The 21,978-nt window shown below is 63.5% G+C and carries 13 protein-coding genes, 1 tRNA gene and 1 pseudogene; 11 read left to right on the top strand and 4 right to left on the bottom strand.

Annotation, left to right across the window (positions count from 1 at the left end; translation table 11 throughout):
- Nucleotides 1-922: 922 nt before the first annotated feature.
- The 4 genes from NB3_RS34995 (at nt 923) to dnaG (ending at nt 5,318) form a co-directional block, all read left to right on the top strand.
- Nucleotides 923-1,138, top strand: a complete 216-nt coding sequence (locus NB3_RS34995; protein ID WP_157111753.1) for a hypothetical protein — start codon at nt 923-925, stop codon at nt 1,136-1,138.
- A 277-nt stretch (nt 1,139-1,415) separates the two neighbouring features.
- The gene (locus NB3_RS12215) at nt 1,416-2,570 is read left to right on the top strand and encodes an FIST signal transduction protein (protein ID WP_067801165.1); all 1,155 of its coding nucleotides are present in this window, start codon (nt 1,416-1,418) and stop codon (nt 2,568-2,570) included.
- A complete protein-coding gene (locus tag NB3_RS12210; protein ID WP_067801162.1) occupies nt 2,567-3,316 on the top strand; it encodes a Mut7-C RNAse domain-containing protein in 750 nt (249 codons plus the stop codon). The genes NB3_RS12215 and NB3_RS12210 overlap by 4 nt, the downstream gene beginning before the upstream one ends.
- An 82-nt stretch (nt 3,317-3,398) precedes the next feature.
- Nucleotides 3,399-5,318 (top strand): DNA primase, encoded by a 1,920-nt coding sequence (gene dnaG, locus NB3_RS12205; protein WP_067801159.1) that lies wholly within the window; start codon nt 3,399-3,401, stop codon nt 5,316-5,318.
- A 10-nt stretch (nt 5,319-5,328) separates the two neighbouring features.
- Here dnaG and NB3_RS12200 read toward each other — a convergent pair whose 3' ends face one another.
- Nucleotides 5,329-5,574 carry a hypothetical protein gene (locus NB3_RS12200; RefSeq protein ID WP_039796811.1) on the bottom strand — a complete coding sequence of 82 codons (246 nt, stop codon included), beginning with the start codon at nt 5,572-5,574 and terminating at the stop codon, nt 5,329-5,331.
- 203 nt (nt 5,575-5,777) lie between these two features.
- Here NB3_RS12200 and NB3_RS12195 point away from each other — a divergent pair.
- Nucleotides 5,778-5,850, top strand: a tRNA-Asn gene (locus tag NB3_RS12195).
- A 276-nt stretch (nt 5,851-6,126) separates the two neighbouring features.
- Here NB3_RS12195 and NB3_RS12190 read toward each other — a convergent pair.
- Nucleotides 6,127-7,126: pseudogene (locus NB3_RS12190) on the bottom strand (IS481 family transposase).
- Nucleotides 7,127-8,216: 1,090 nt separating this feature from the next.
- Entirely contained in the window at nt 8,217-9,842 is a 1,626-nt protein-coding gene (locus NB3_RS12180; protein ID WP_218020571.1) for a DUF6119 family protein, read from the bottom strand.
- Nucleotides 9,843-10,110: 268 nt separating this feature from the next.
- Here NB3_RS12180 and NB3_RS12175 point away from each other — a divergent pair, with 268 nt between their 5' ends.
- From NB3_RS12175 to NB3_RS12155, 6 genes are all read left to right on the top strand, one after another.
- The gene (locus NB3_RS12175; protein ID WP_067801152.1) at nt 10,111-11,838 is read left to right on the top strand and encodes an N-6 DNA methylase; all 1,728 of its coding nucleotides are present in this window, start codon (nt 10,111-10,113) and stop codon (nt 11,836-11,838) included.
- A gap of 4 nt (nt 11,839-11,842) precedes the next feature.
- Nucleotides 11,843-13,792: a type I restriction-modification system subunit M gene (locus tag NB3_RS12170; RefSeq protein WP_067801377.1), complete on the top strand. Its 1,950-nt coding sequence runs from the start codon at nt 11,843-11,845 to the stop codon at nt 13,790-13,792.
- Nucleotides 13,789-15,084, top strand: a complete 1,296-nt coding sequence (locus NB3_RS34070; protein WP_218020569.1) for a restriction endonuclease subunit S — start codon at nt 13,789-13,791, stop codon at nt 15,082-15,084. Before NB3_RS12170 ends, NB3_RS34070 begins: the two co-directional genes overlap by 4 nt.
- A gap of 15 nt (nt 15,085-15,099) precedes the next feature.
- Nucleotides 15,100-18,240, top strand: coding sequence for a type I restriction endonuclease subunit R (locus NB3_RS12165; RefSeq protein ID WP_067801149.1), 3,141 nt, complete (start codon nt 15,100-15,102; stop codon nt 18,238-18,240).
- Between the two features lie 32 nt (nt 18,241-18,272).
- Nucleotides 18,273-19,826 carry a serine/threonine-protein kinase gene (locus NB3_RS12160; RefSeq protein ID WP_244891871.1) on the top strand — a complete coding sequence of 518 codons (1,554 nt, stop codon included), beginning with the start codon at nt 18,273-18,275 and terminating at the stop codon, nt 19,824-19,826.
- A gap of 261 nt (nt 19,827-20,087) precedes the next feature.
- Nucleotides 20,088-20,726 (top strand): hypothetical protein, encoded by a 639-nt coding sequence (locus tag NB3_RS12155; protein WP_157111749.1) that lies wholly within the window; start codon nt 20,088-20,090, stop codon nt 20,724-20,726.
- 482 nt (nt 20,727-21,208) lie between these two features.
- Here NB3_RS12155 and NB3_RS12150 read toward each other — a convergent pair whose 3' ends face one another.
- Nucleotides 21,209-21,823 carry an IclR family transcriptional regulator gene (locus NB3_RS12150; RefSeq protein ID WP_157111747.1) on the bottom strand — a complete coding sequence of 205 codons (615 nt, stop codon included), beginning with the start codon at nt 21,821-21,823 and terminating at the stop codon, nt 21,209-21,211.
- Between the last annotated feature and the right edge of the window lie 155 nt (nt 21,824-21,978).

Genomic DNA, 21,978 nt, shown 5'->3' with positions numbered 1-21,978 from the left:
GGCTCTCGGAGTCGATCTCGGGGATGGACTCTGGACGGAGTGTGGTGGCTGTCGGCGGGTTCGGCGTCTGCTCGGCAAGGGCCGTCGGTGGGTGGGGTACCGAGTCGTCCTCGCCGAATGGCGTGTCCTGACGGGTCGGTGTCGGGTGGTGTGTGGCACCCGCCTGCTGGATGGGTTGATGCGCGTCTCGGGCATCGGTCCACCGCGACGAGGGCTGGTGTCCCTCCGCGGCGGCGCTTACCGAATCGGCCGCTGCGGAGGCGTCGGTGAAATCAGTTGGCTCGTCCGGCGCCGACCCGCTGCGTGGACCTGGTGCGCGGGTCGCCGGCCGCACGAGCGGTGGCGAGTCGGCTGGGTCGAGGTGCGGGCGAGGTGGGCGACTGCCGACGGCGGCACGCGGAGCAGACACCTGGTGGCGCGGAGTCTCGATCTGTGTGAGGTCCTCGGTGGGTCGCGCTCTTCCGACGTCGTGTGCAGTGCCGGCCGGAGTATCCGTCCGTCCGGCGGTTACGGCATCGGTTCGACGGCGAAGCGCGGAGTGTTCGCCCCGGTCTGTCCCCCGGATCGGCGCCGAAGCGGCGGTGACGGTGGGTGGAGGACCATCAGCGGCAACGGCGCGCCGGACCGAGACCGGCTCATCGATGGCATCGGCTCGATGACCCGCGGGCTGGAAGTCCGAATGGCGACCCGCGGCTGGTCCACGTGCGGGTGCGGACAACTCCGCTGCCGGGACGCCGATCCCGCGGGGCGCGGCCACGTGAACCGGTGTGCTCGGCACCGTGGGGCACGGTCGGACCACACGCCTGGACCAGGGCGTCTCCTGGTTCTTCCGGGACCATGGAGTCGGCCTCGCCTTCGGCTCGGGCTCGGCCGGTGCTTCCGGTGCGAGCAGTCCGTGCGCCAGGACGGGCGGTGCCGCGGCATGATCGACCGGGTCGCCGCCGACGAGCCCTTCGGCGGAAGCGATCGCCGCTTTCAGTTCGCCGACCGTCCGGGAAGCGTCGGCAATGAGCCGCTCCAAGGTGGATACCATCGCGCGCAGCTCACCTGTGTCGATCCGCGACGGCTGACTCACGATGTCTCCCGCCTGTCCTCATCAGGTCTTGCCGCGGTGCGCCGGCCTGCGCCGACATCCTGATCTCGGTCGACCGAGAACAGAGTGTGGTTGCGGCCATTGTCGCTCAGATCCTCTGGACCTCTCCGGGCTGGGAAGCATGGATGATGCGCCCACTGCGGCCGAACAGCTATCCATTCGCAACCTTCCCGCCACTTCGGCGCTCCCATCGTGGAGCGGGGAAACCGCTGGTCTGAGCCCTGCGCTTCGGGCCGTCTGACGCAACGGCGGCGCGGTACCGTTGAAACCGATTGTGCGACAGAGCAATTCGCTATTTCCCCAGGTTGGCTACCATGGAGGGGTGCGGATCGGAGTAGGGCTCTCCACCGCGCCGGAAGCGCGGCGAGCGGGCATGGAAGCCGCAGCACGCGCCCGCGACGAACTCGCGGGCGCGGCGCCGTCCCTCGCTGTGCTGCTCGCGTCCCGCGCGCACACCGACGACGCCGTGGAGGTGCTCTCCGGCGTCCACCGGACGGTCCGGGTGCCCGCCTTGATCGGATGCGTGGCCCAAGCGGTGGTGGCCGGCCGCCGCGAGATCGAGGACGAGCCCGCGGTGGCGGTGTGGCTGGCCTCCGGACTGCCCGCCGCCGAGACTTTCCAGTTGGACTTCCTGCGCACGGCCAGCGGAGGGCTGCTCGCCGGCTATCGCTTCGACAAGGCCGCGCGCGATTTCCACCTGCTGCTACCCGACCCATACTCCTTCCCGGCCGATCTGCTGCTGGAGTACGTGAACACCGACCTGCCCGGCACCATCGTGATGGGCGGGCTGGTCAGCGGCGGCCACGGCCCGGAAGGCAGCCGCCTGTTCCGCGATCATGCCGTGGTGACATCGGGCGCGGTCGGCGTGCGTCTGCCCGGCTTGCACAACGTGCCGATCGTGTCCCAGGGCTGTCGTCCGATCGGCTACCCCTACACCGTCACCGGCGCGGACGGCACGGTGATCACCGGGCTCGGCGGCCTGCCTCCGATCGAGCGGCTGCGCCAGATCGTCGCCGTGCTGCCCCCCGACCAGCAAGAACAAATGGCGCGCGGCCTGCAGATCGGCTTCGTCGTCGACGAGCATCTGGTCGAGCCGGGGCAGGGCGATTTCCTGATCCGCGGCCTGCTCGGCGCCGATCCCGCCAGCGGCGCGATCGAGGTGGGCGAGGTCGTGGAAGTCGGCACCACCGTCCAATTCCAGGTCCGCGACGCGATCGGAGCCGACCACGACTTGCGGGCGGCGCTGGCGCGGGCGCGCACCGACCTGCCAGGACCTCCGGCCGGCGCCCTGCTGTTCACCTGCAACGGACGCGGCCGCAGGATGTTCGGCGTGGCCGACCACGATGCCACCACCATCGAGGACCTGCTCGACGGCATCCCGCTCGCGGGCTTCTTCGCCGCCGGGGAGATCGGGCCCATCGCGGGCCGCAACGCGCTGCACGGCTTCACGGCGTCGATGGCGCTGTTCGTCGAATGAGCGTCGATCTCCGGGTCTACGCCGAGTTGAACGACTTCCTGCGGCCCGGCGAGCGCTACACCGTGCTGCGACGGCCGTGCCGTCCGCACCAGACGGTCAAGGACGTCATCGAGGCCGCGGGCATTCCGCACACCGAGATCGATCTGATCCTGGCCGACGGAGAACCGGTCGACTTCGACCATCGCCCGCGTCCCGGCGCGCGGATCACCGCGTATCCCGTCTTCGAAACACTCGACATCGGCCGGGTGACGTTGGTCCGCCCGCATCCGCTGCGTGAGCCCCGCTTCCTCGCCGACGTGAATCTCGGTGGTCTCGCCAAGCTGATGCGGTTGCTGGGTCTCGACGTGCACTGCCACTGGGAGGCGGGCGACGCCGAACTCGCCGAAGCGTCCGCGGCCGAGCATCGGATTCTGCTCACCCGTGACCGGGGGCTGTTGAAGCGCCGCGCCGTCACCCACGGCGTCTACATCCGATCGGACCGGCCGGTCGACCAGGTCGTGGAGCTGATCCGGCGGCTCGACCTCGTCGCGTGCCTGGATCCGTTCACCCGCTGCCTGCGTTGCGGCGGTGTCGTCGCCGAGGTCGGCAAGGCCGAGGTCGAGGACCGCCTGGAACCGCTCACCCGCCGCTACTACGACACCTTCCGGCAGTGCCGCGCTTGCGGCCGGATCTACTGGCAGGGCTCTCACCAGGCGCGTCTGGCCGAAACGGTCGCTGCGATCCGCGCGGAACTGGACCGCCCGTGAGCGCCGGCGGGCGGGGCCGCCGGAAATCGCGGTGTGGAGCCGACCGGGCGCGTCGGCCCCGCCTTCGCCTAGACTCTCTGCCGTGGCCGGACGACTTCCTGATCGCGATATCGCGGCAATACGCGAGCGCGTCCGGATCGAAGACGTGGTGGGGGAGTACGTGGCGCTCAAACGCGCCGGAGCCGACTCCATGAAGGGCCTGTGCCCGTTCCACGACGAGAAGTCGCCGTCGTTCCACGTGCGACCCAATCACGGCCTGTTCCACTGCTTCGGCTGCGGCGAGGGCGGCGACGTGTTCGCCTTCCTGCAGAAGATCGAGCACGTCGGTTTCGTCGAGTCGGTCGAGCAGTTGGCCGACCGGATCGGTTACCGCATCAACTACGAGGGCGGCGGCACCTCGGTGCAGCGCGACCGCGGCACCCGGTCCCGGCTGGTCGCGGCGAACGCGGCCGCGCACGAGTTCTACGTCGCCCAGCTGCGCGAGCCGGAAGCCGAAACCGCGCGCAAATATCTCACTGATCGCAACTTCGACGCCGCCGCCGCGCATCAATTCGGCTGCGGTTACGCCCCGGCCGGGTGGGACACCCTTACCAAGCACCTGCTCCGCAAGGGGTTCGACTTCAAGGAGCTGGAGGCGGCCGGACTGTCCCGGCAAGGTCAGCGCGGCCCGATCGATCGCTTCCACCGGCGGCTGCTGTGGCCGATCCGCAACCTGTCCGGCGACGTCATCGGGTTCGGCGCCCGCAAACTCTTCGACGACGACACCATGCCCGGCAAGTACATCAACACGCCGGAAACTCTGCTGTACAAGAAATCTCAGGTGCTCTTCGGCCTGGATCACGCCAAGCGCGAGATCGCCAAGGGGCATCAGGCGGTCGTGGTCGAGGGCTACACCGACGTCATGGCGATGCACCTGGCCGGGGTCAAGACGGCCGTCGCCTCCTGCGGCACGGCGTTCGGTGACGAGCATCTCGCCCTGTTGCGCCGCCTGATGATGGACGACAATTTCTGGCGCGGCGAGATCATCTACACCTTCGACGGCGACGCCGCGGGCCAGGCGGCGGCTCTGAAGGCCTTCTCGGGGGATCAGAAGCTGGCCGGTCAGACCTACATCGCGATCGCGCCGGACGGGCAGGACCCGTGCGAACTGCGTCAGCACTCCGGTGACGCCGCTGTGCGCGATCTGGTCGCCCGCCGGACCCCGTTGTACGAGTTCGTGATTCGCGGCCTGCTGGCCGACCACAACCTCGACACCGCGGAGGGGCAGGTGGAGGCGCTGCGCCGGGCGGTACCGGTGGTCGCGCAGATCAAGGACAACGCCCTGCGCAAGGCCTACGCCACCAAACTGGCCGGATGGGTCGGCTGGGACGACATCCAAACCGTCGTGCGCCGCGTCGGCGAGGAAGCCAAGCGGCATCGCAACGGCGGCGGGCGGACCGGTACGGTGCGCACGCCCGCGCCCCGCGAGGTGGTCGCCGAACATCCCGCCGCGCGGCCTAATCCGAACGATCCCACCCTGCTGCCGCAGCGCCAGGTGCTCGCGGCCGCCCTCCAATATCCGGCGATGGCCGGAGCGGGTTTCGACGCGCTCGAGGCCGAAGCCTTCACCCACCCCGCCTACGCGGTGCTTCGCGGCCTGATCGCCGAGGCGGGCGGCACGGCGGCCGGGCTCGGCGGCGCCGAATGGGTCAACGCCGTCGCCGACCGCACCGAGGACCTGACCATGCGCGCACTGCTCTCGGAACTCGCCGCCGAGCCGCTGCCGGTGAAGTCGGAGTCCGACATCCCGCGCTTCGTCTCCGGCGTTCTCGCCCGCACCCAGGAAGCCTGGGTGGGCAGGCAGATCGCCGAGCTCAAGTCCAGGCTGCAGCGGATCTCCTCGACCGAACAGCCGGAGGCCTACCTAGCCCTCTTCGGCGACCTCGTCGCCCTCGAGCAGTACCGCAAGAGCCTGCTCACCCAGGCGATGGGCAGCCACGGGGACTTCGCGACCGGGGCCTGAGCGGGTGTGATCAGCGGCGCAGCTGGTCGTGCGGCACCAGGACGGTGGTGCGCTCATCGATCGGTTCCATCGGCTCCAGGCGGGGTCGGGTGCTGAGTTTGTCCGCCAGTTTCTGCCTGCCCACGAGCACGAGCTTGCGGGTCACCGGGCTCTCGGTCAGCGCGCGGGTCGCGGCGCTGATCTGTTCGTAGCGAGCCCGCCCGGCCTTGCTGCCGAGTACGTAGCCGGCCGCCACGCCGATGATCAACCGCAGCATCTCGATGTGCTCCTCCCAGTTGCCAGTTCGCCGCCCCCATCCTGCCCGACGCCCCACACGCCTGTCGATCCGGACACCGGGTGACGACACCCTACCTCCAGCGGACAAGACAGCAGGTAGCGACGCGATTTGGGCTCCCGCCCAGCGATACGCTAGAGTTTCTCCTCGGCCCGCCCGATACCAACCGGACGAGCCGAGGGCAATCCCCTATAGCTCAATTGGCAGAGCAGCCGACTGTTAATCGGCAGGTTTCTGGTTCGAGTCCAGATGGGGGAGCAAAAGAGCTCCTGACCAGGAAATTCTGGTCAGGGGCTTCTTCATTGCAGCCGTTCTAGCGGACCGTCACCAAGACTACGCCAAGAATTCGGCGTCAAATGATCGTCCGTCAACTAGCGACGCCGAAACCCCCCGTTCCAGCGAGTCCGGTGCTGCTCAAGCGAGGCAGTGTAGTGCCGCTCGGTGATCCCCGCGTGAGAGTGTCGTAGTCGCTTGGCGGCTGTCTTCGAGTCCGACGCCTCGGCGATCAACGTGGACGGTCTTCCAGAACGTGTACTAGGTGTATGAGGCCTGGACGTTGGTGACGCCGGTGTGGAGGCGGCTGGCTGGTGGCTGGTTTCCGGCGGCGGAGTGTGGTCGATAGTAGTTGTAGTGGATGTTCCAGACGCTGAGCGCGTGGGTGCGTTGGGTTTTCGCTGGTCCACTCGCGTGCGTAGAGGAATTCCTCGGCCAGGATCCGGTTGTAGCGCTCGACCTTCCCGTTGTGCCGTGGCGTGTAAGGCGTGATCCGCTGATGCCGGGCACCCAGCAGCACCTTCCCGAAATCTCGAGCTTTGTAGCAGGAGCCGTTGTCGGTCACGATCCGCTCGATCCTGGTGATGCCGTGCGCGGCGAAGAACGCCCTGGCCCGGAACACGAAACCTATCGCGGTGACAGCTTTCTCGTCCGGCAATGCTTCGGTGTAGGCCAGCCGCGAGTAGCCGTCGACCGCAGTGTGCAGGAAGACATAGCCGGGCCGGGTGCGCCGGTTGGCTGTGCGGGCGGCTTTGTCCTGGGCCGATCCTGGGCCGTGGACGCGCCAACCGCCGCCGTCGGGGATCCGGCCGACCTTCTTGATGTCGACGTGCACCATGTGCCCGGGCCGACGCGCAATGATGCGGCGTGGGAGCCGGTTGTTCTGACCCGCCGGATCCAGGAATCGGCGCCGGTTGAGCCCCAGACGCAGCAGATGCCGGCCAACCGTGCGCACCGATACGGGAATGCCCTCAACAGCAAGTTCCAGTGCTATCCGGCGAGCCGACCATTTGCGGGTGCGGCGCATCTGTTCGATCCGTGCCACCACCTGCACCGATGTAGCTGTCGGTGACCGGTGCGGGGCGCTGGAGCGATCGAGCAGGCCGAGTTCGCCATAGCGGCGGAATCTGTTCACCCACTTGCTCGCGCACTGCCGGGAGATGCCCATCTCGGCGGCGGCGTGCGCGATCGGACGGGACTGGCAACGCTGCACCAGCCGGCGGCGGCCTTCGATGGTCAGCGGGGCGTTACGGTGGGTCACGGACGGGTCTTTCCGGTCGAACGGACGGAGGATTGGCGTTTTCCATCCTGCCGCCGGAAGATCCGTCCCCTTCAGCTCACCCCTGGCCAGCTGTCACCAACGTCACGACCCACAACAACTAGGAGACGTCCCGGTACAAGGTTCTCCGGGCATCGCGCCACGTCCGGTTGAACTTGTGCGGATCGCGTAGCACACCGTCCTGTCCCGAAAAGACGAGCGAAATCTTGTCTTCTACCTCCGCCACGATGCCACCCACCTCGCGAAGCTCCTTCACTGCACACAATCGCCCGTGCATCGGCTCAGATTGCAGTCGCTGCAATATCTGGATCGTGAACTCGGGGAGCGCGACAACCCGGGCCCGGCATCGGATTCCGCCAACTCCTGGCCGATCATCCGCTTGCTCTCGAGCCGGACACAAGTCGCCGAGATGGTGAACGTCGCCGATTCTGCCTTGAGGTCGAACTGGCCCCAGGATGCGGCCAACGCTTGGCCCGGCCGCAATCCGGAACCGAGAATCAGCTCGGCAACGTCGAGCACAAACCGATCCCGCTTTCATGTGCTGGAATCCTTCCAGCCGCTACGCGCTCGCGGCTTCACACCAGATCATTGGGTGCTGGGCTCAGCCAGGGCCGCGGTTCTCGCAGCCTAAGTCGGTCAGCCTGCGGCCCCGCCAGTACGCGACGGCGCGTTGGGCGGCGGGCGAGGCCTGCGCGGTCGCTGTACCTCGGTCCCGTCCGGCCACGCCCACGCCGTCGTCGACCCAAAAATCCGGATTCCTCCACCAGCGGGTCGCCAACACATACCACCCCTCGCAGGATGGCGGCACCATAATTCCGAATTTAGTTACGATGACCGCAAACTCATCGCACTCGCCACTGGCCTCGGAACGAAGCGCACTCCACCGGGCACGTACGCTTCGCTGACGGCGAATGGGCTGCACATGGTAAGGGTATTAGCGAAGGCGAGAGTCGGCTGCAGGGTATGTACCGAGAGCGCACGTTCGCAGTCGAAGTACCAGCTGGACACCGGAGAACCATGGCGAGCGCGGCTGCCTGCGTCGTCAAGGTCAGCACGGTCGAGGGACACTCGCCTACCGTCCTCGAGACAGGGAGACGATTTCCAGCCGTATGCCCATCGCCTGCAGCACCGTCGCGGTGTGCACCAAGGACACCTTCGCGAACGCGAACAACGAATCCGTAGTCACCGGCTTGTTGTTGTCCAGCAAGATCGCATAGACCAACCTCGGGGAGGTGAAAGAGGTGTCCAGCTCCAGTTCGGGCGCCAGCTCACGGATTTTCGCGATGGCTTTCTCACGGGCGGCAGCGTCATATCGGAGGGTTTCCACCGAGACGCGGCCCTGCGCGAGAAGGTGATTCACCGCTTCGGTCCGCGCCACCTTCTTCACGCAGATCAGCTGGCCCTCCGGGCCGATGACGTCGCAGATCTCCAGTCCCCCGCCTCGGAGTCGTTTGGTGTGGATGGTGTCTTTGTCGAGTGCCACGTAACCGGCTTGGGCGGCAACACATTCGTGGTTATATGTCCACTCGGTCGCCCCTCTCGGCCACAGCGGCATGCTGACAGTGGTGGGCCGTCCGAGGAGTTCGGCAATCCGGCGCTCGATGACGTCGAGGTAGGTGGCGCCGATCTCGTACCAGTCGCCTTGCCAGTAGAAGTGGTGAACGATAGCGTCGACGAGTTCGGCCGTGAGCCAGTAGTCGGCGCGGGTTGGACCACCCAGAGGGTGGCTCGCATGCCCGTCTTCGAACATCGTGACCGATGCCTGGCGCAGCGCCGACAAGTGAGTACCGGGTGGCCGTCGACGCACCGATGCGACGAGATCGCCGACAGCAATTTCCGACTTATGGAACGTCGCGGGACCTGTTGTCACGCAGAACGATTCCGCATGTTCGTAGTGTTCATAGCAGCTGCTGGGCACCACTAGACCGATCGAGCCCAGCTCGCCGGCACCGAGCATGGCGTCGAGTTTCTCGTCGAGACGCCGAGCCTGGTCGGATCTGCGGTCAACCGGACGGATCTGGGCGATGAAGTCGAACTCAGGCAGCCGACTATCCCGCTCACACACCCGCTCGATCTGCAGGAGATCCTGAAGAAAGTCCGCTGGTGCGGTGCCCATCCGCAACGTCAGGGACGACGGGCCGGCCGACACCAACGTGGCCCGCTTACGTCCGGTGCTGAATGTGAGCGGCACATCCTTGATTCGACCTGCGATTCGGCTGACGATCTCGCCGAATCGCTCCATCCCGAACCCGTTAATGGACCCGCCGCCGAGGATGGAGTTCTCATCGACGCGGCCCCGAGCATCCATCAAATGCCGGCGCACCTTGGTGATTCGGCCTTCATCGAGGCATCGGATAGCGAATTCGAGGCCGAAACCCGGATCGAAACGATCGTGTGGAATCATCCAGTGCCCCGTGCCGCAGGTGACCGCGTAGACGGCCTTGTCCGTCCGTATGAGCAGCACCAGAAACGCCGACTGGGTCTGCTCGTCGACTGGCGAACTGGTCACCGAGCCCATCGCGCCACACCAGCTTGCATCCGTCGGTGGAGTGCTTCCGGAAATCAGCAGGGCAGTAAGACCCTCGATGTAGACCCAGCGCCAGCTGACGCCCTCTCGATCGAAACTTTCCGGACGGACATAGGCCCGTAGGTCTTCGTGACTGTCGAAACGGTCGCCGCGCAGCCGGTGCAGCGTCATCGTGTGGGTCCTCGGCCCAGACCTGCGACGAGTCCGCGTCCGACTGTCATCGATAACCATGCGCGAATGTCCTCCTGATCGGCAACATTGACGAGATCAAGCGAGTAGAGGCTCCGCGCGATTCGGACAGAACCGCGGAGACATCGCCGAGACAGTACGCTAAAATTGTGAACTGAGTCAACAAAGTTCACAGATCTCGTCAATCTCTGGTCGTGAACCAAGTCAACTTCTTTGCCCTGTGAACGGCGGAGGGGTATGGTCACGCAACGTGGACGCCGAGCTGGAACAGATCACCGCCGCCGCTATCGCGCGCCTGGCGGGGGTCGGGCGCGCGGCGGTGTCGAACTGGCGCAAGCGATACCCAGACTTCCCGAGCCCTGTCGGCGGTAATGCCGCGAGCCCGTTGTTTTCGCGAAGGCAGGTGCTGGACTGGCTGATCCAGACGGGAAAGGCTGACCAGCTGGCGACTGCAGGCCGAACGGACACCGGCACTCAACGCATCGAGGAGCTCCCGGCAGATCGTACGGTGACCGATCTCGATTCTATGGAGTTGCTGGGCCGAGTAATGGCAGCGCTGCTGCCGCGCGCCACTGCTGCCCAGGATGCCGAAGGCGCGGCGATGGCCGCGGTGCTCGACCCAGCGTGCCGTAGCAAGACACCTCTCACGGCGGTCGCCGAACGATTCGGCAACCGAATCACTGTTCTCGGACAAGCTACAACTGAATCCGATGCACGTGATGCTGCCGACTCGCTGCGGGCCCATATCCGACCGCCGTACGACATACGGATCGGGGACGCATTGAGCGGCACAATGTTCCGCAACTACCTGGGACGCGCTGCAGCTGTCGTCTGCGTGGTACCGCCGGATCCGCCGCCGTGGTCCCCGCTCGAGACACCCGACGACCCCCACTGGGAATTCGGTGTACCCAGTGCCAGGGACACCGAATTGGCTTGGGTCCAACGCTGCTACGCCCACCTGCGACACCAGGGGGTCGGTATTGTGGCCGTGTCACCGCGCACGTGTGTCCAACCGTCCGGGCAAGCCATACGCGCCGCCATTATCCGAGCAGGAATCCTGCGCGCAGTCATCACGCTACCCGTCGGATTGGGTGGCAATCCGGAGATGCCGCCGTGTCTGTGGCTGCTGCAGCGGCCGTACGACCCCACCGAGCGCCACGACATTCGTCTGATCGACCTCACCCACCTGGCCGACCCCGCTGAGGTCCCACAAGATCATGCGGCCTGGCAGGGCTTATTCGATAGCAACGACCCAGCAGTCTCCACGACAGTTTCGGCGGTGGAGCTGCTTTATGGCGACACTAACGTGCTGCCGTCTCGGCATCTACCTCCCCGAGGTGAAGCGAACGCGGCCGATCTCACCGAGGCGATGAACCGACTCCAAGCCCTCCACCACACTCTCGGTCATCAGTTGCCCTGTTTCGCCGCGTCATCGGCCCCCTTCAAACACGCCTATGTCAGTCTCGCCGAACTCGAACGGTCCGGGACACTGCGCATCCGCCCTAAGGCAACCGACCCGCAAGCCGGGGACCTACTCATCCGCACTTTGAACCGTCCCCCGATCGTCGCCACCGAGACCGACGTCGACGATCCTGGCATCGCCTACGTCGTCACAACGGACCCGACCAGGCTCGACGCCCATTTCCTGGCGATGTTCATCCGCACCGACTCCAACGCCGTACCTATTGCCAACACCCTCGGCGCCATCAGCCGAGACGACCTACGAAGATGCCGCATTCCGCGCCTGCCGATCGCTGAGCAACGCCGCTACGGCAACACATTCAGACAGTTGCAGGACCTCAAGCAGGTTTTGACATCGCTGGCCAAGGTCGGCAACGCAGTGATCGACCAGGCCGTACACGGTCTTACCGTGGGCGCGTTGTCCCCGAATCCACCTCCCCTGGGCAGCAGCAGCACTGATCGAACCAACCGAACCGAAGGCGAGACGGAACACCGTGACATCCGGACCCACCCATGAGCAGATGGCCAACCGCGTCTGGTCCATCGCCGACCGACTTCGCGGCCACTACAAGCGCCACGAGTACGGGTCGGTGATCCTGCCCTACACCGTGCTGCGCCGCCTCGACGCGATCATGGCGCCCACGCGCGACGCCGTCCGCGCCAAAGCGAAGGCGACAAGTGGTATTGATAACAACCAGAAGATGCTCGAGCAGGCGTCCGGCTTGCCGTACTACAACACCTCGGAACAGGACTTCGAAACTATCCGTGGTGACGACAAGAACGTCGCGTTGAATCTCCGCGACTACATCAAGGGCTTCTCGCCGAATGTGCGGTTGATCATGGACCGATTCGACTTCGACAATCGGATCACCCGACTCGCCAGCTCAGGACTGCTGTACCAAGTCCACTCCCAATTCAAGGACATGACGGACCTCGGCAAGCTCAGCAACGAGGACATGGGTTACGTCTTCGAGCACATCATCCGGCGGTTCGCCGAAGACTCCAACGAAACCGCGGGTGAACACTTTACGCCCCGCGAGGTCATCGAACTCATGGTGAACCTGCTCATCGCGCCCGACGCCGACACCGTCTCAGGACTGGGACAGGTCATCAACATCCTCGACCCCGCGTGCGGCACCGGCGGTATGCTTCACGCCGCCGCCGACCACATTCGCAGCTACAACGCCAAGACCACCCTGTACCTCCATGGCCAGGAGATCAATGCGGAAGCCTGGGCGATCTGCGAATCCGAGATGCTTATTCGCAACCAGCGCGGCACCATCCATTACGGAAACTCATTCAGCCAGGACGCTTTCCCTGACAGGGCCTTCCAATACATGCTCGCCAACCCCCCATTTGGCGTTGAGTGGAAGACGGTAGAAGACTTCATCAGGGGCGAGGAGGAAATCGGCCATGCTGGCCGTTTCGGCGCCGGCCTGCCTCGAATCAACGACGGTTCCTTCCTGTTCCTTCAGCACATGATCTCCAAGATGGAACCCGCCGAGAACGGTGGGACCCGGCTCGCCATCGTCTTCAACGGCTCTCCACTGTTCACCGGTGCCGCCGAGTCCGGTGAATCCCGAATTCGCCAGTGGATCCTCGAAAACGACCTGCTCGAAGGCATCGTCGCCTTGCCGGATCAGCTCTTCTACAACACCGGCATCTCCACCTACTTTTGGATCCTGTCCAACCGCAAGCCCTCCCGGCTCCGAGACAAGGTGATCCTCCTCGACGCCCGTGACCAGTGGGAGAAGATGCGTAAATCCATGGGCGACAAGCGGAAGCGCATCAGCAAGGCTCAAATCGAACACATCTCACAGCTCTATGGCCACGCCCTAGACATCGCCGCCGATCCCAAACATCCCAGCCACGCAAAGGTCAAGATCTTCCGCACCCGTGACTTCGGCTACCACCGCATCACGGTCGAACGCCCGCTAAAGCTGCGCTTCGAAATAACCGAGGACACACTTGACGCCCTCGCTTACTCGAAACCTCTCGAAAAGTGGGCCGACCGCGACCATTTCATCGAGGCCCTGCGTCCCCATGTCGGGGCCGTCTGGTGGACGAAGAAGGAAGCGACCAATGCTCTCCACAAGGCCGCAGCTGAACATGCAACCCCATGGCCCAAGCCTGCGGGGATTTTGAAGGCTATCTGGGCGGCTGTATCAGTCTCCGATCCCGACGGAGAAGTTCAGACGAAGCAGGACGGTACTGTACTTCCCGACCCCGACTTGCGCGACTACGAGAACATTCCGCTCGACGAGAATATCGACGAATATTTCGTCCGCGAGATAATTCCACATGTAGCTGACGCCTGGATCGACCACAGTAAAACAAAAGTCGGGTACGAGATCCCTTTCACTCGACACTTCTACGTCTACACGCCACCTCGGCCGCTGGCGGAGATCGACGCGGAGTTGCGAGAATTGGAGGGCAAGATCCAGAAGCTGCTGGGTGAGGTGACCGGATGAGCAGGCTCAATAATCTGCCGATCGAAATTCAGTGGCCAGCGCATTGGCGAGATGTTCCGCTGTGGTCTTTGTTTGACCGCGTTAAAGATGTCGGGCACCCCGACGAAGACATGCTTAGCGTCTATCGGGCACACGGCGTGGTTAAGAAAGATGGACGCGACGACAACTTCAACAAGACGGCTGAAAATAGGAACATTTACCAGTTAGTCGATGATGGATGGCTCGTCGTGAACCGAATGAAGGCATGGCAGGGGTCAGTCGGAATATCGACGCTGCGAGGCATTGTTTCGGGACATTACCTGTGTTTCAGGCCAAATCATTCTGAAGATCCCCGGTATCTTAATTGGCTCCTTCGGTCGCAAGTCTACGCCACCGAATACGGGCGAATGTCCCGAGGTGTCCGGCCATCGCAGATCGAGATCGACAACGACGAACTGCGCGGTTTGCGCATAGCTTTGCCATCGCGTGAAGAGCAGCGTCGAATCGCCGATTTCTTGGAGGATGAAATTTCGCGAATATCTTCCCTGGCCGAAGCTCAGGTATTGGCTCGGTCGGCCCTGCTGGAGCGACGCGCGACCAGGGTGTTTGAAGCTGTCACGGGTGTAGACAGTTCCGAGAGGAAGCCGTCCGGTCTAGCATGGGTGGCGACAATTCCGATTAGTTGGCGGAGTGTGAAGGTCGGTTACGTTGCACGTATTGGGAGCGGTCATACCCCCAGTAGGTCGAAGCCGGAGTGGTGGCAAAACTGTGATATTCCATGGATCACAACCGGGGAGGTCAGTCAAGTCCGCGATGATCGCCGGGAAGTGCTGACGGAAACGCGCGAGTGCATCAGCAAAATTGGACTAGAAAATAGCGCCGCAGAGTTGCATCCCCGAGGAACGGTTGTCCTCTGCCGCACCGCCTCCGCAGGATACTCCGCAGTAATGGGAACGGAAATGGCAACCAGCCAAGACTTCGTAACTTGGACTTGCGGTCCCAATCTCGATCCGTACTACTTGCTCTGGTGTCTGCGCGCGATGCGTGATGATTTACTAGGACGACTGGCCATAGGGTCGACCCACAAGACTATTTACATGCCGGATCTCCAGGCATTGCGTATTACTTTGCCGCCATTGGATAATCAACGACGAATTGTTGACGAGATTAGGAAATCAAACGCAACCGTAGATCGTGCGGTAGACGCCATTGACCGCCAACTCTCCCTCCTCGCCGAGCGCCGCCAAGCGCTGATTACCGCCGCCGTTTCCGGCCAGCTCGATGTCACCACCGCTCGTCCGTCCTTCTCCTAAGTTGGAAAGTGCCGCATGATCCCAAGAGCAGCAAAGGAAGTAGCGTTCGAGAACGCAGGTGAGGCGGTCTTGCTCGCTAACGGATGGTCCCGACCTGAAGGGGCTTTCGACGCCGAACTCGGACTACACACCCGCGAGCTGTTCCGCTTCATCTCGACGACGCAGCCAAAACAGTGGAAACGTCTCGTCGAGGGCGAGGGCGGTGACGAAGCAGAGGCCCGCAAGCGGCTCATGCGTCGGGTGGCGGTGGAGATCAACGAACGCGGTATCTTGGATGTGTTGCGGCAAGGAGTAAAAGAGCGCGGCATCGCATTCACTTTGGCCTACTTCCGGCCGGGTCACACGTTGGCGGCGGACGCGCTCGACGGATACCAGGCGAACGTGCTGACGGTGGCACGGCAGGTGTACTTCAGCAAGCGGAAGCCACAGCAGTCGGTGGATATGGCGCTGTTCGTGAACGGGTTGCCAACGGCGACGGCCGAGCTCAAAAACCCGGGTACCGGCACGAATGCGGATGACGCGATCAGGCAGTACCGCGAGCGCGACTCGAATGAGCTGTTCTTCGCGAAGCGAACGTTGGTGCATTTCGCGGTGGACCCAGATCGGGCGTTCGTGACGACCGCCCTTCGTGGTGCGGCGACACAGTTCTTGCCGTTCAACATGGGTACCGAAGGCCCAGGCGTTTCTGGCGGAGCCGGAAACCCACCGGCAGTGGGTGATGAGCACGCCGTGGCCTATCTGTGGGACCAGATCTGGCAGCGGGACAACTGGCTGGAGATTCTGCAACGGTTCATGCATGTCGAATTGCCCGACAAAAAGGGAGTGAAGGTCGACCCACACACCCTGCCCCGGATCTTCCCTCGGTTCCATCAGTGGCATGCTGTGCGCGAGATGGTCGCCCACGCCCGCGACCATGGGGTCGGCCACAGCTACTTGATCCAGCATTCGGCCGGTTCCGGGAAGTCGAACACACTGGCGTGGTTGTCTCATCGGTTGTCGAACCTGTTCGATGCCGACAATCGGCAGGTGTTCCACAAGATCATCGTGATCACCGACCGCGTGGTGCTGGATCGGCAGTTACAGAAGGCGGTCTACCAGTTCGACCACACGCCTGGCGTGGTACGCAAGATCGAGACCGATTCAAAGGCGTTGGGGGAAGCCTTGTCTGACTCGGCGTCGAAAATCGTCATCTCCACGTCGCAGATGTACGGCTACGTCTTGGACAAGATCAGCGCGAAGCTGTCGCATCTGCGGTACGCAATCGTGATCGATGAGGCGCATTCGTCGCAGGGCGGTAAGTTCGCGATGAACCTGAAAAGAGTGGTCGGCTCCAATGCCGAACGGCAGGAAGACGAAGACGAGACGACCTACCAGACGCGTGTGCGGGGCAAGCAGCCAAACTTGTCGTACTTCGCCTTCACGGCGACACCGAAATCAGCGACGCTCAAGCTATTCGGGACATTCGATCGCCAGCGGCGCAACCCGCACACCGGCAAGCAAGGTATGCACGTACCCTTCCACGTGTACTCGATGCGCCAGGCCATCGACGAGGGCTACATCCTCGATGTGCTCGCGAACTATCTGACGTACCGGAGCAAGTGGCGGCTGCGCAACGCTGCTATTGACAACAGACAGTCCCAGCTGACCAACCCTGACGTCGCCGCGCCGAAGGCGCGGCGGGAACTCATTCGGTATGCCGAACTGCACCCGTACTCGCTGGGTCAACGGGCTGCGCTTATTATCGAAGACTTTCGGGAAAACATCGCGTGGCGGATGGATGGCCGCGCCAAGGCGATGGTGGTTACCGGCGGCCGGGAAGAAGCCTTGAAGTTGTATCAGGCGATGAAAACCCTCATCGCCAAGGCTGGATACACCGACTGCGGAACCCTAGTGGCATTCTCCGGCAAGCTGAAGGATGAAGAAGCTCAGCTCGAGCATTCGGAGTCGTCGCTAAATGGGTTTTCCGAACTCCAACTGCCGGCAAAGTTCGCGTACACGAAGGCAGATGACCAGCAGGCCGCGGCACGCAACCAGGAGGAGTATCGGCTGCTGGTGGCGGCCGATAAGTATCAGACCGGCTTCGATCAACCGCTGTTGTGCGCCATGTACGTCAACAAGGCACTAACGGGAATTGCAGCGGTCCAGACGCTTTCCCGCCTGAACCGCATCCACCCGCTCAAGAAGCAAGAAGATGTGCGGATCCTCGACTTCGTCAACAAGGTAGATGCCATCAAGGCAGCGTTTTCGGACTGGTATGAGACCACCATCAGCGAACCTGCCGATGCGGATGTGCTGTACCAGAAGCAGCGGCTGGTGATGGCCTACCAAGTTCTGGTGACGTCCGAGATGGACGCGTTCATGCGCGCCCTGACCGAGGCGGTCCAAGGCAATCTGACACCAGCGGCCGAAGCCCGGCTCCACGCACAGCTGCACAATTTCCTCACCCCCGCGGTGGACCGCTTCGTAGCTCTTGAGACCGACGACGAACGTGAAGGCTTCCGCGGCGAACTGGCGGGATACCTGTCCGCCTATAGCCTCATCGCCCAAGTCGTCGACTGGGGTGACGAGGACCTCGAACGGCTCTACCAATACGGCCAGGTACTGCTGAGACGGCTGCCTGGGCGTCCGTCGGTGGCCGTGGACATCGGCAACCCAGGGCTGACGCATTACCGACTTTTCGAGACAGGTCGGCACAACCTTTCCCTGAAGCCAACTGGTGACCGCGACATTCGCGGTCACGCTGCGGACGGAGGTGGATACCGCGAGCCGGAAATGCGCCCCCTGGCGGAGGTGATCGAAGAGCTCAACGATCGATTCGGGCTCGACCTCGGCACCTCGGACCAGATCCTCTTCTTCCAGCAGGTCGCGGGCATCGTGAAGAACCCCACGATGGAACAGATCGCCCTGATGAACGACGAGGAGCGGTTCGCCCAGGTAGTCGACGGCGCGCTGGATGACGTAGTCGCTGAGAACGCCGAGCGGAATTTGCAGTTTGCCAAGCTTTACTTCGACAACGACGAGTTCCGCAAGGTCTATAAGGAAGAGGCGACGAAGCAGGCGTACCGAATCTTCACCTCTCCGGTACGGGAGCAAGCGCTGAACCGGTTGCGAGAAGCGATGCGACGCGACACCCTTGAAGGCACTGCAGAAAGCTGATCTAAACCAAAGAGACAGAGCAGGGAATCAGGGTGACAGACGACGAGGGATGGCTCCTCGCACAGCGCTACCGGGTGCGAGGCGTCGTCGGGCGGGGCGGCATGAGCGAAGTCCTCTACGGGCACGATGAGCGCCTCGACCGGCCGGTCGCGATCAAGTTTCTGAAGATAGGCGACATTGCCGCAGATAGCCCAGAGAATGCGGCGATCTTCGATCAGCAGCAAGCCGACCGAACCAGGTTCGTCCGCGAAGTACGGACCATGGCAGCCCTTGAGCATCCAGGCATTCCAGCCGTGTTCGACACCGGTCAGGAAGAGGACGGGCTCCGTCGACAGTGGCTGGTGATGCAGCTGCTGCGCGGGGCCACCTTGGCACACCTCCTCGAGACTGACTTCGCCGAGACATTACCGAGCGTGGAATGGGTCGCCGCCGTCGGCGCCCAAGTGGCCGCCGCCCTCGATTGCGTCCACAACGCCGACATCGTTCACCGCGACATCAAGCCCACCAACATCATGGTGCTCGACGACGGTACCGTGAAGACGCTCGACTTCGGGATCGCCCTGCTTCGAGGAGCCGGCACACTGCCCCGCCTGACACAGGTCGATCGAACGGTAGGCACCCCGCTGTACATGTCGCCCGAGCAGTTCAACTGGGAACCAGTCACCCCAGCCGCCGATATCTACTCGCTGGGATGCGTCCTTTACGAAGCGATCACCGGAGATCCTCCATTCCCCCACCACTCCGACGGTCGGTCACTCCGTACGCAGCACCACAATTCGCCCCGCCCTTCCGCAGCTTCCCGCCGGGCCAATGTTCCCGCCGAAATCGACGAGCTCATAACTGCCATGATGTCTGTCGACCCTCGGAAGCGCCCAAGCGCCAACGGCGTGTACGACGCGCTACGGCCCTGGGCGGCGGCTGAGGGCACAACCGGCGGTCATCGGGACCCCACTCGCCAGTTCCGCAGCCCGCTGCTGACTCTCGCTGCGTCCCGTCCGACCCCACAACCGGGTCGATCTCTCAGCCGTGCCGAGTTCGATTTACTGGAGGCTGCGGTCCAGGAACTCTTTCGACAAGAACAATTTCAGCAGGCGATTGACCTGCTCGAAAACACTTTGGCCGAGCGGCGTGCCGGCTCCTTGAACCTTTTGGTCCTTCGTCATTACCTTGGCACTGCACTGTATTTCGCGAACCGGTTCCGAACAGCGATATCGCACCTGGAGTTCGTCGCCCAGCAAGTCCGTCAATACGAGCCCGACGGCTACTTCAGCCTCGACTGTGCGTTTCTCACCGGCTCGGCGCATGCAGCTCTCGGCGAACCCAACAAGGCACTTCCTCATCTAATCTTCTACCTGCATAACGCAACCCGGCAGCACGACGATCAAGCACACGACCGTCGCTACGAAGTCCGATACCTGATCGCGGCGATGCACGAAGCTGAAGGGCGAACCGAGGAAGCCCTCGTCGAGTACCAGCAACTCCGAGCTGGCGTCGCTGCCGAACACGGACCCGAGTCTGTGCGAGTCGCCAGCATCGACAAGCGGATCGCTCACCTGAACGGTAGAGCGGAGGGTGACAGGGCCTGACAACTTTTCGACGCCGAAGCCTCCGCAGAAATCGGCCACCTATCGCGATCTGTGTGCCGCTTGGCCGATCGACGCTCTTTTAAGAGCCAGACCCGATGGAGACTCTCGGCCGGAGCCGATACTGGATTCGGATACAAGGGTCATAATCCCCACACCACGTGTAGGTCCTCGACCACACGCCGGCACCAACTTTCAACGCATGAGTCCGGCACGAACCGACGCGGCTGTCGCGCACGGGTCCATGGCAACAAGGAGGGGCAATTGGCTACCACGAACATTACCTTTGATCAGGTTGAGCCGGTTTTGGACGAGCTCGGCTGGACTTGGTATGAGGACGATGGCGAACGCGGATGGTATCGATACGCATGGAGCATGCTGGAATCCGCTGGCCTCACGGCGGCCGACGACGCCGCGGCCCATAACGAGGCGGCGGTCCATGCTGTAGCGCTCTGGGCGATCACGCGCACGTTCTTCGCCAGGGCATTCGACGAGGGGTATGAGGACGACTGGCGATACGGCGTGAGCACCGCCGTCGGCGACCACCCTTTGATCGACGCTTCCTGGCTGGTCGGCAAGCTGGCGGAGACATATGAGAGCCCCGGTTACTTTGAATCCGTGGAGTATGGAGGGGACGTCGGCGAGCTGGACAATGAAATAGATCTCGAAGACGAGGGCGGTCAGGAGCTGCTTCATAAGCTGATCATCGACGTAGCTGAAAAGATCAGCGCCCAATTGTCGGCGCTCGGCGAAGCAACCTTGTTCGCGTCGCTGTGGGCGGCCAGATCCTCGGACTCGAAGTTTCCACTTCCGCAATCGGCGGTTGAAATGGTCTTCGATGACTCCAAGTGGTCCATGGTCGATGCCTACGGCTGGGTCAGCCGCGGAATGTTGATCGACTGAATCGGAGCAAGCACCCGAGCGGAGAACCTTCGACAACGTGGCGCAGAAGCTTTGGCGACGGGCATCCGATGTCGACCGCCCATCTCGTCCGCTGCGAGCGTTCGGGGATGCACGAGCTCTGCTGTCCGGTCATCTGCCGCGGCCAGCACGCCGATGGTCGGCAGCGTGGTGTTCGGATTCGACCCCTCCCCAAATTTTCGCCAAACATTCGGGGCAGCTACAGGGATGTCTGCACGTGAACCTGCAGGGTGCATCGAGATGTCGTGCGTTCCCACTTGACCCCATAACCGCATGCCTACACCAATACTTGGGTATCACCTGTGTCTTGACGGGAACTCGTAATCGGCAGGTTTCTGGTTCGAGTCCAGAGGGGGAGCAGAAACAGCAGGTCAGGCACGGTAACCGTGCCTGACCTGTTTTCGTATGCGGGCTGCGACCGAGAAAATTCCTTCCTGAATTTCGTCGGTATGCACATCTGATGATCAGGCGTCGCGAAGTTCGAGCTGGCGTGGGATCGCCGCGGCCGCGTCTTTCACTGCGGACTCGACCTCGCGCAGCTGGGTGCGGGGCACGCGGGCGGCGAGGGCGGCGACGCTGACCGCGGCGCAGACCGAACCCGCGGCATTTCGTACTGGTGCGGCCACACCGAGGATGTGGGGGTCCAGTTCGCCCTGTGATACCGCGATTCCGGCTTTGCGGATGCGAGACAGTCGCGCGCGCAGCGCTGCGGGATCGGTCAGAGTCTTGGCGGTAAAACGTTCGAGCGGCGCCTGTTCCAGTACCGAGGTGACCTCGTCGGGGTCGGCCCAGGCCAGCAGGACTTCGGCCGCCGCGCCCGCGTTGATCGGCAGGACCTGGCCGCGCTCATAGGAGAGTCGAACCGTGTGCTGGGCTTCGACCAGATCGAGGCAGACCAGGCCGGTCTGGCGACCGCACACCAGAACATGCATTGCCAGCTGCTGAACAACCTCGCGCCCGAGACCACCGAAGTACTGGTCCTCGACCACGCGACCTCGTATCCGCTCGCACCCTAGCGGTGCCCTGACTTGCGGCCGGCTCGCCAACATCGATGCAGGCCGCGAGCCGAAGCCAGGCATCTGTCGAGCCATCGGCCGTGTTGCGGTCCCCGCCCGGCGGCAGCAGCTGCGTGACGAAAGCTCGTCCTGGCCTACCGAGGGTCCTCGACTGCGTCCCACCTTCTTGACTGGCGTTCAAGAAATACCTACCGTGGTCGCGGCACAGTTCTTGGGCG

It is taken from the genome of Nocardia beijingensis NBRC 16342, assembly GCF_001612785.1.
In the GTDB taxonomy this organism is placed as follows: Bacteria; Actinomycetota; Actinomycetes; order Mycobacteriales; family Mycobacteriaceae; genus Nocardia; species Nocardia beijingensis.
Note: the sequence above shows the minus strand (reverse complement) of the source record. Positions and strands in the feature narration are given on the sequence as shown.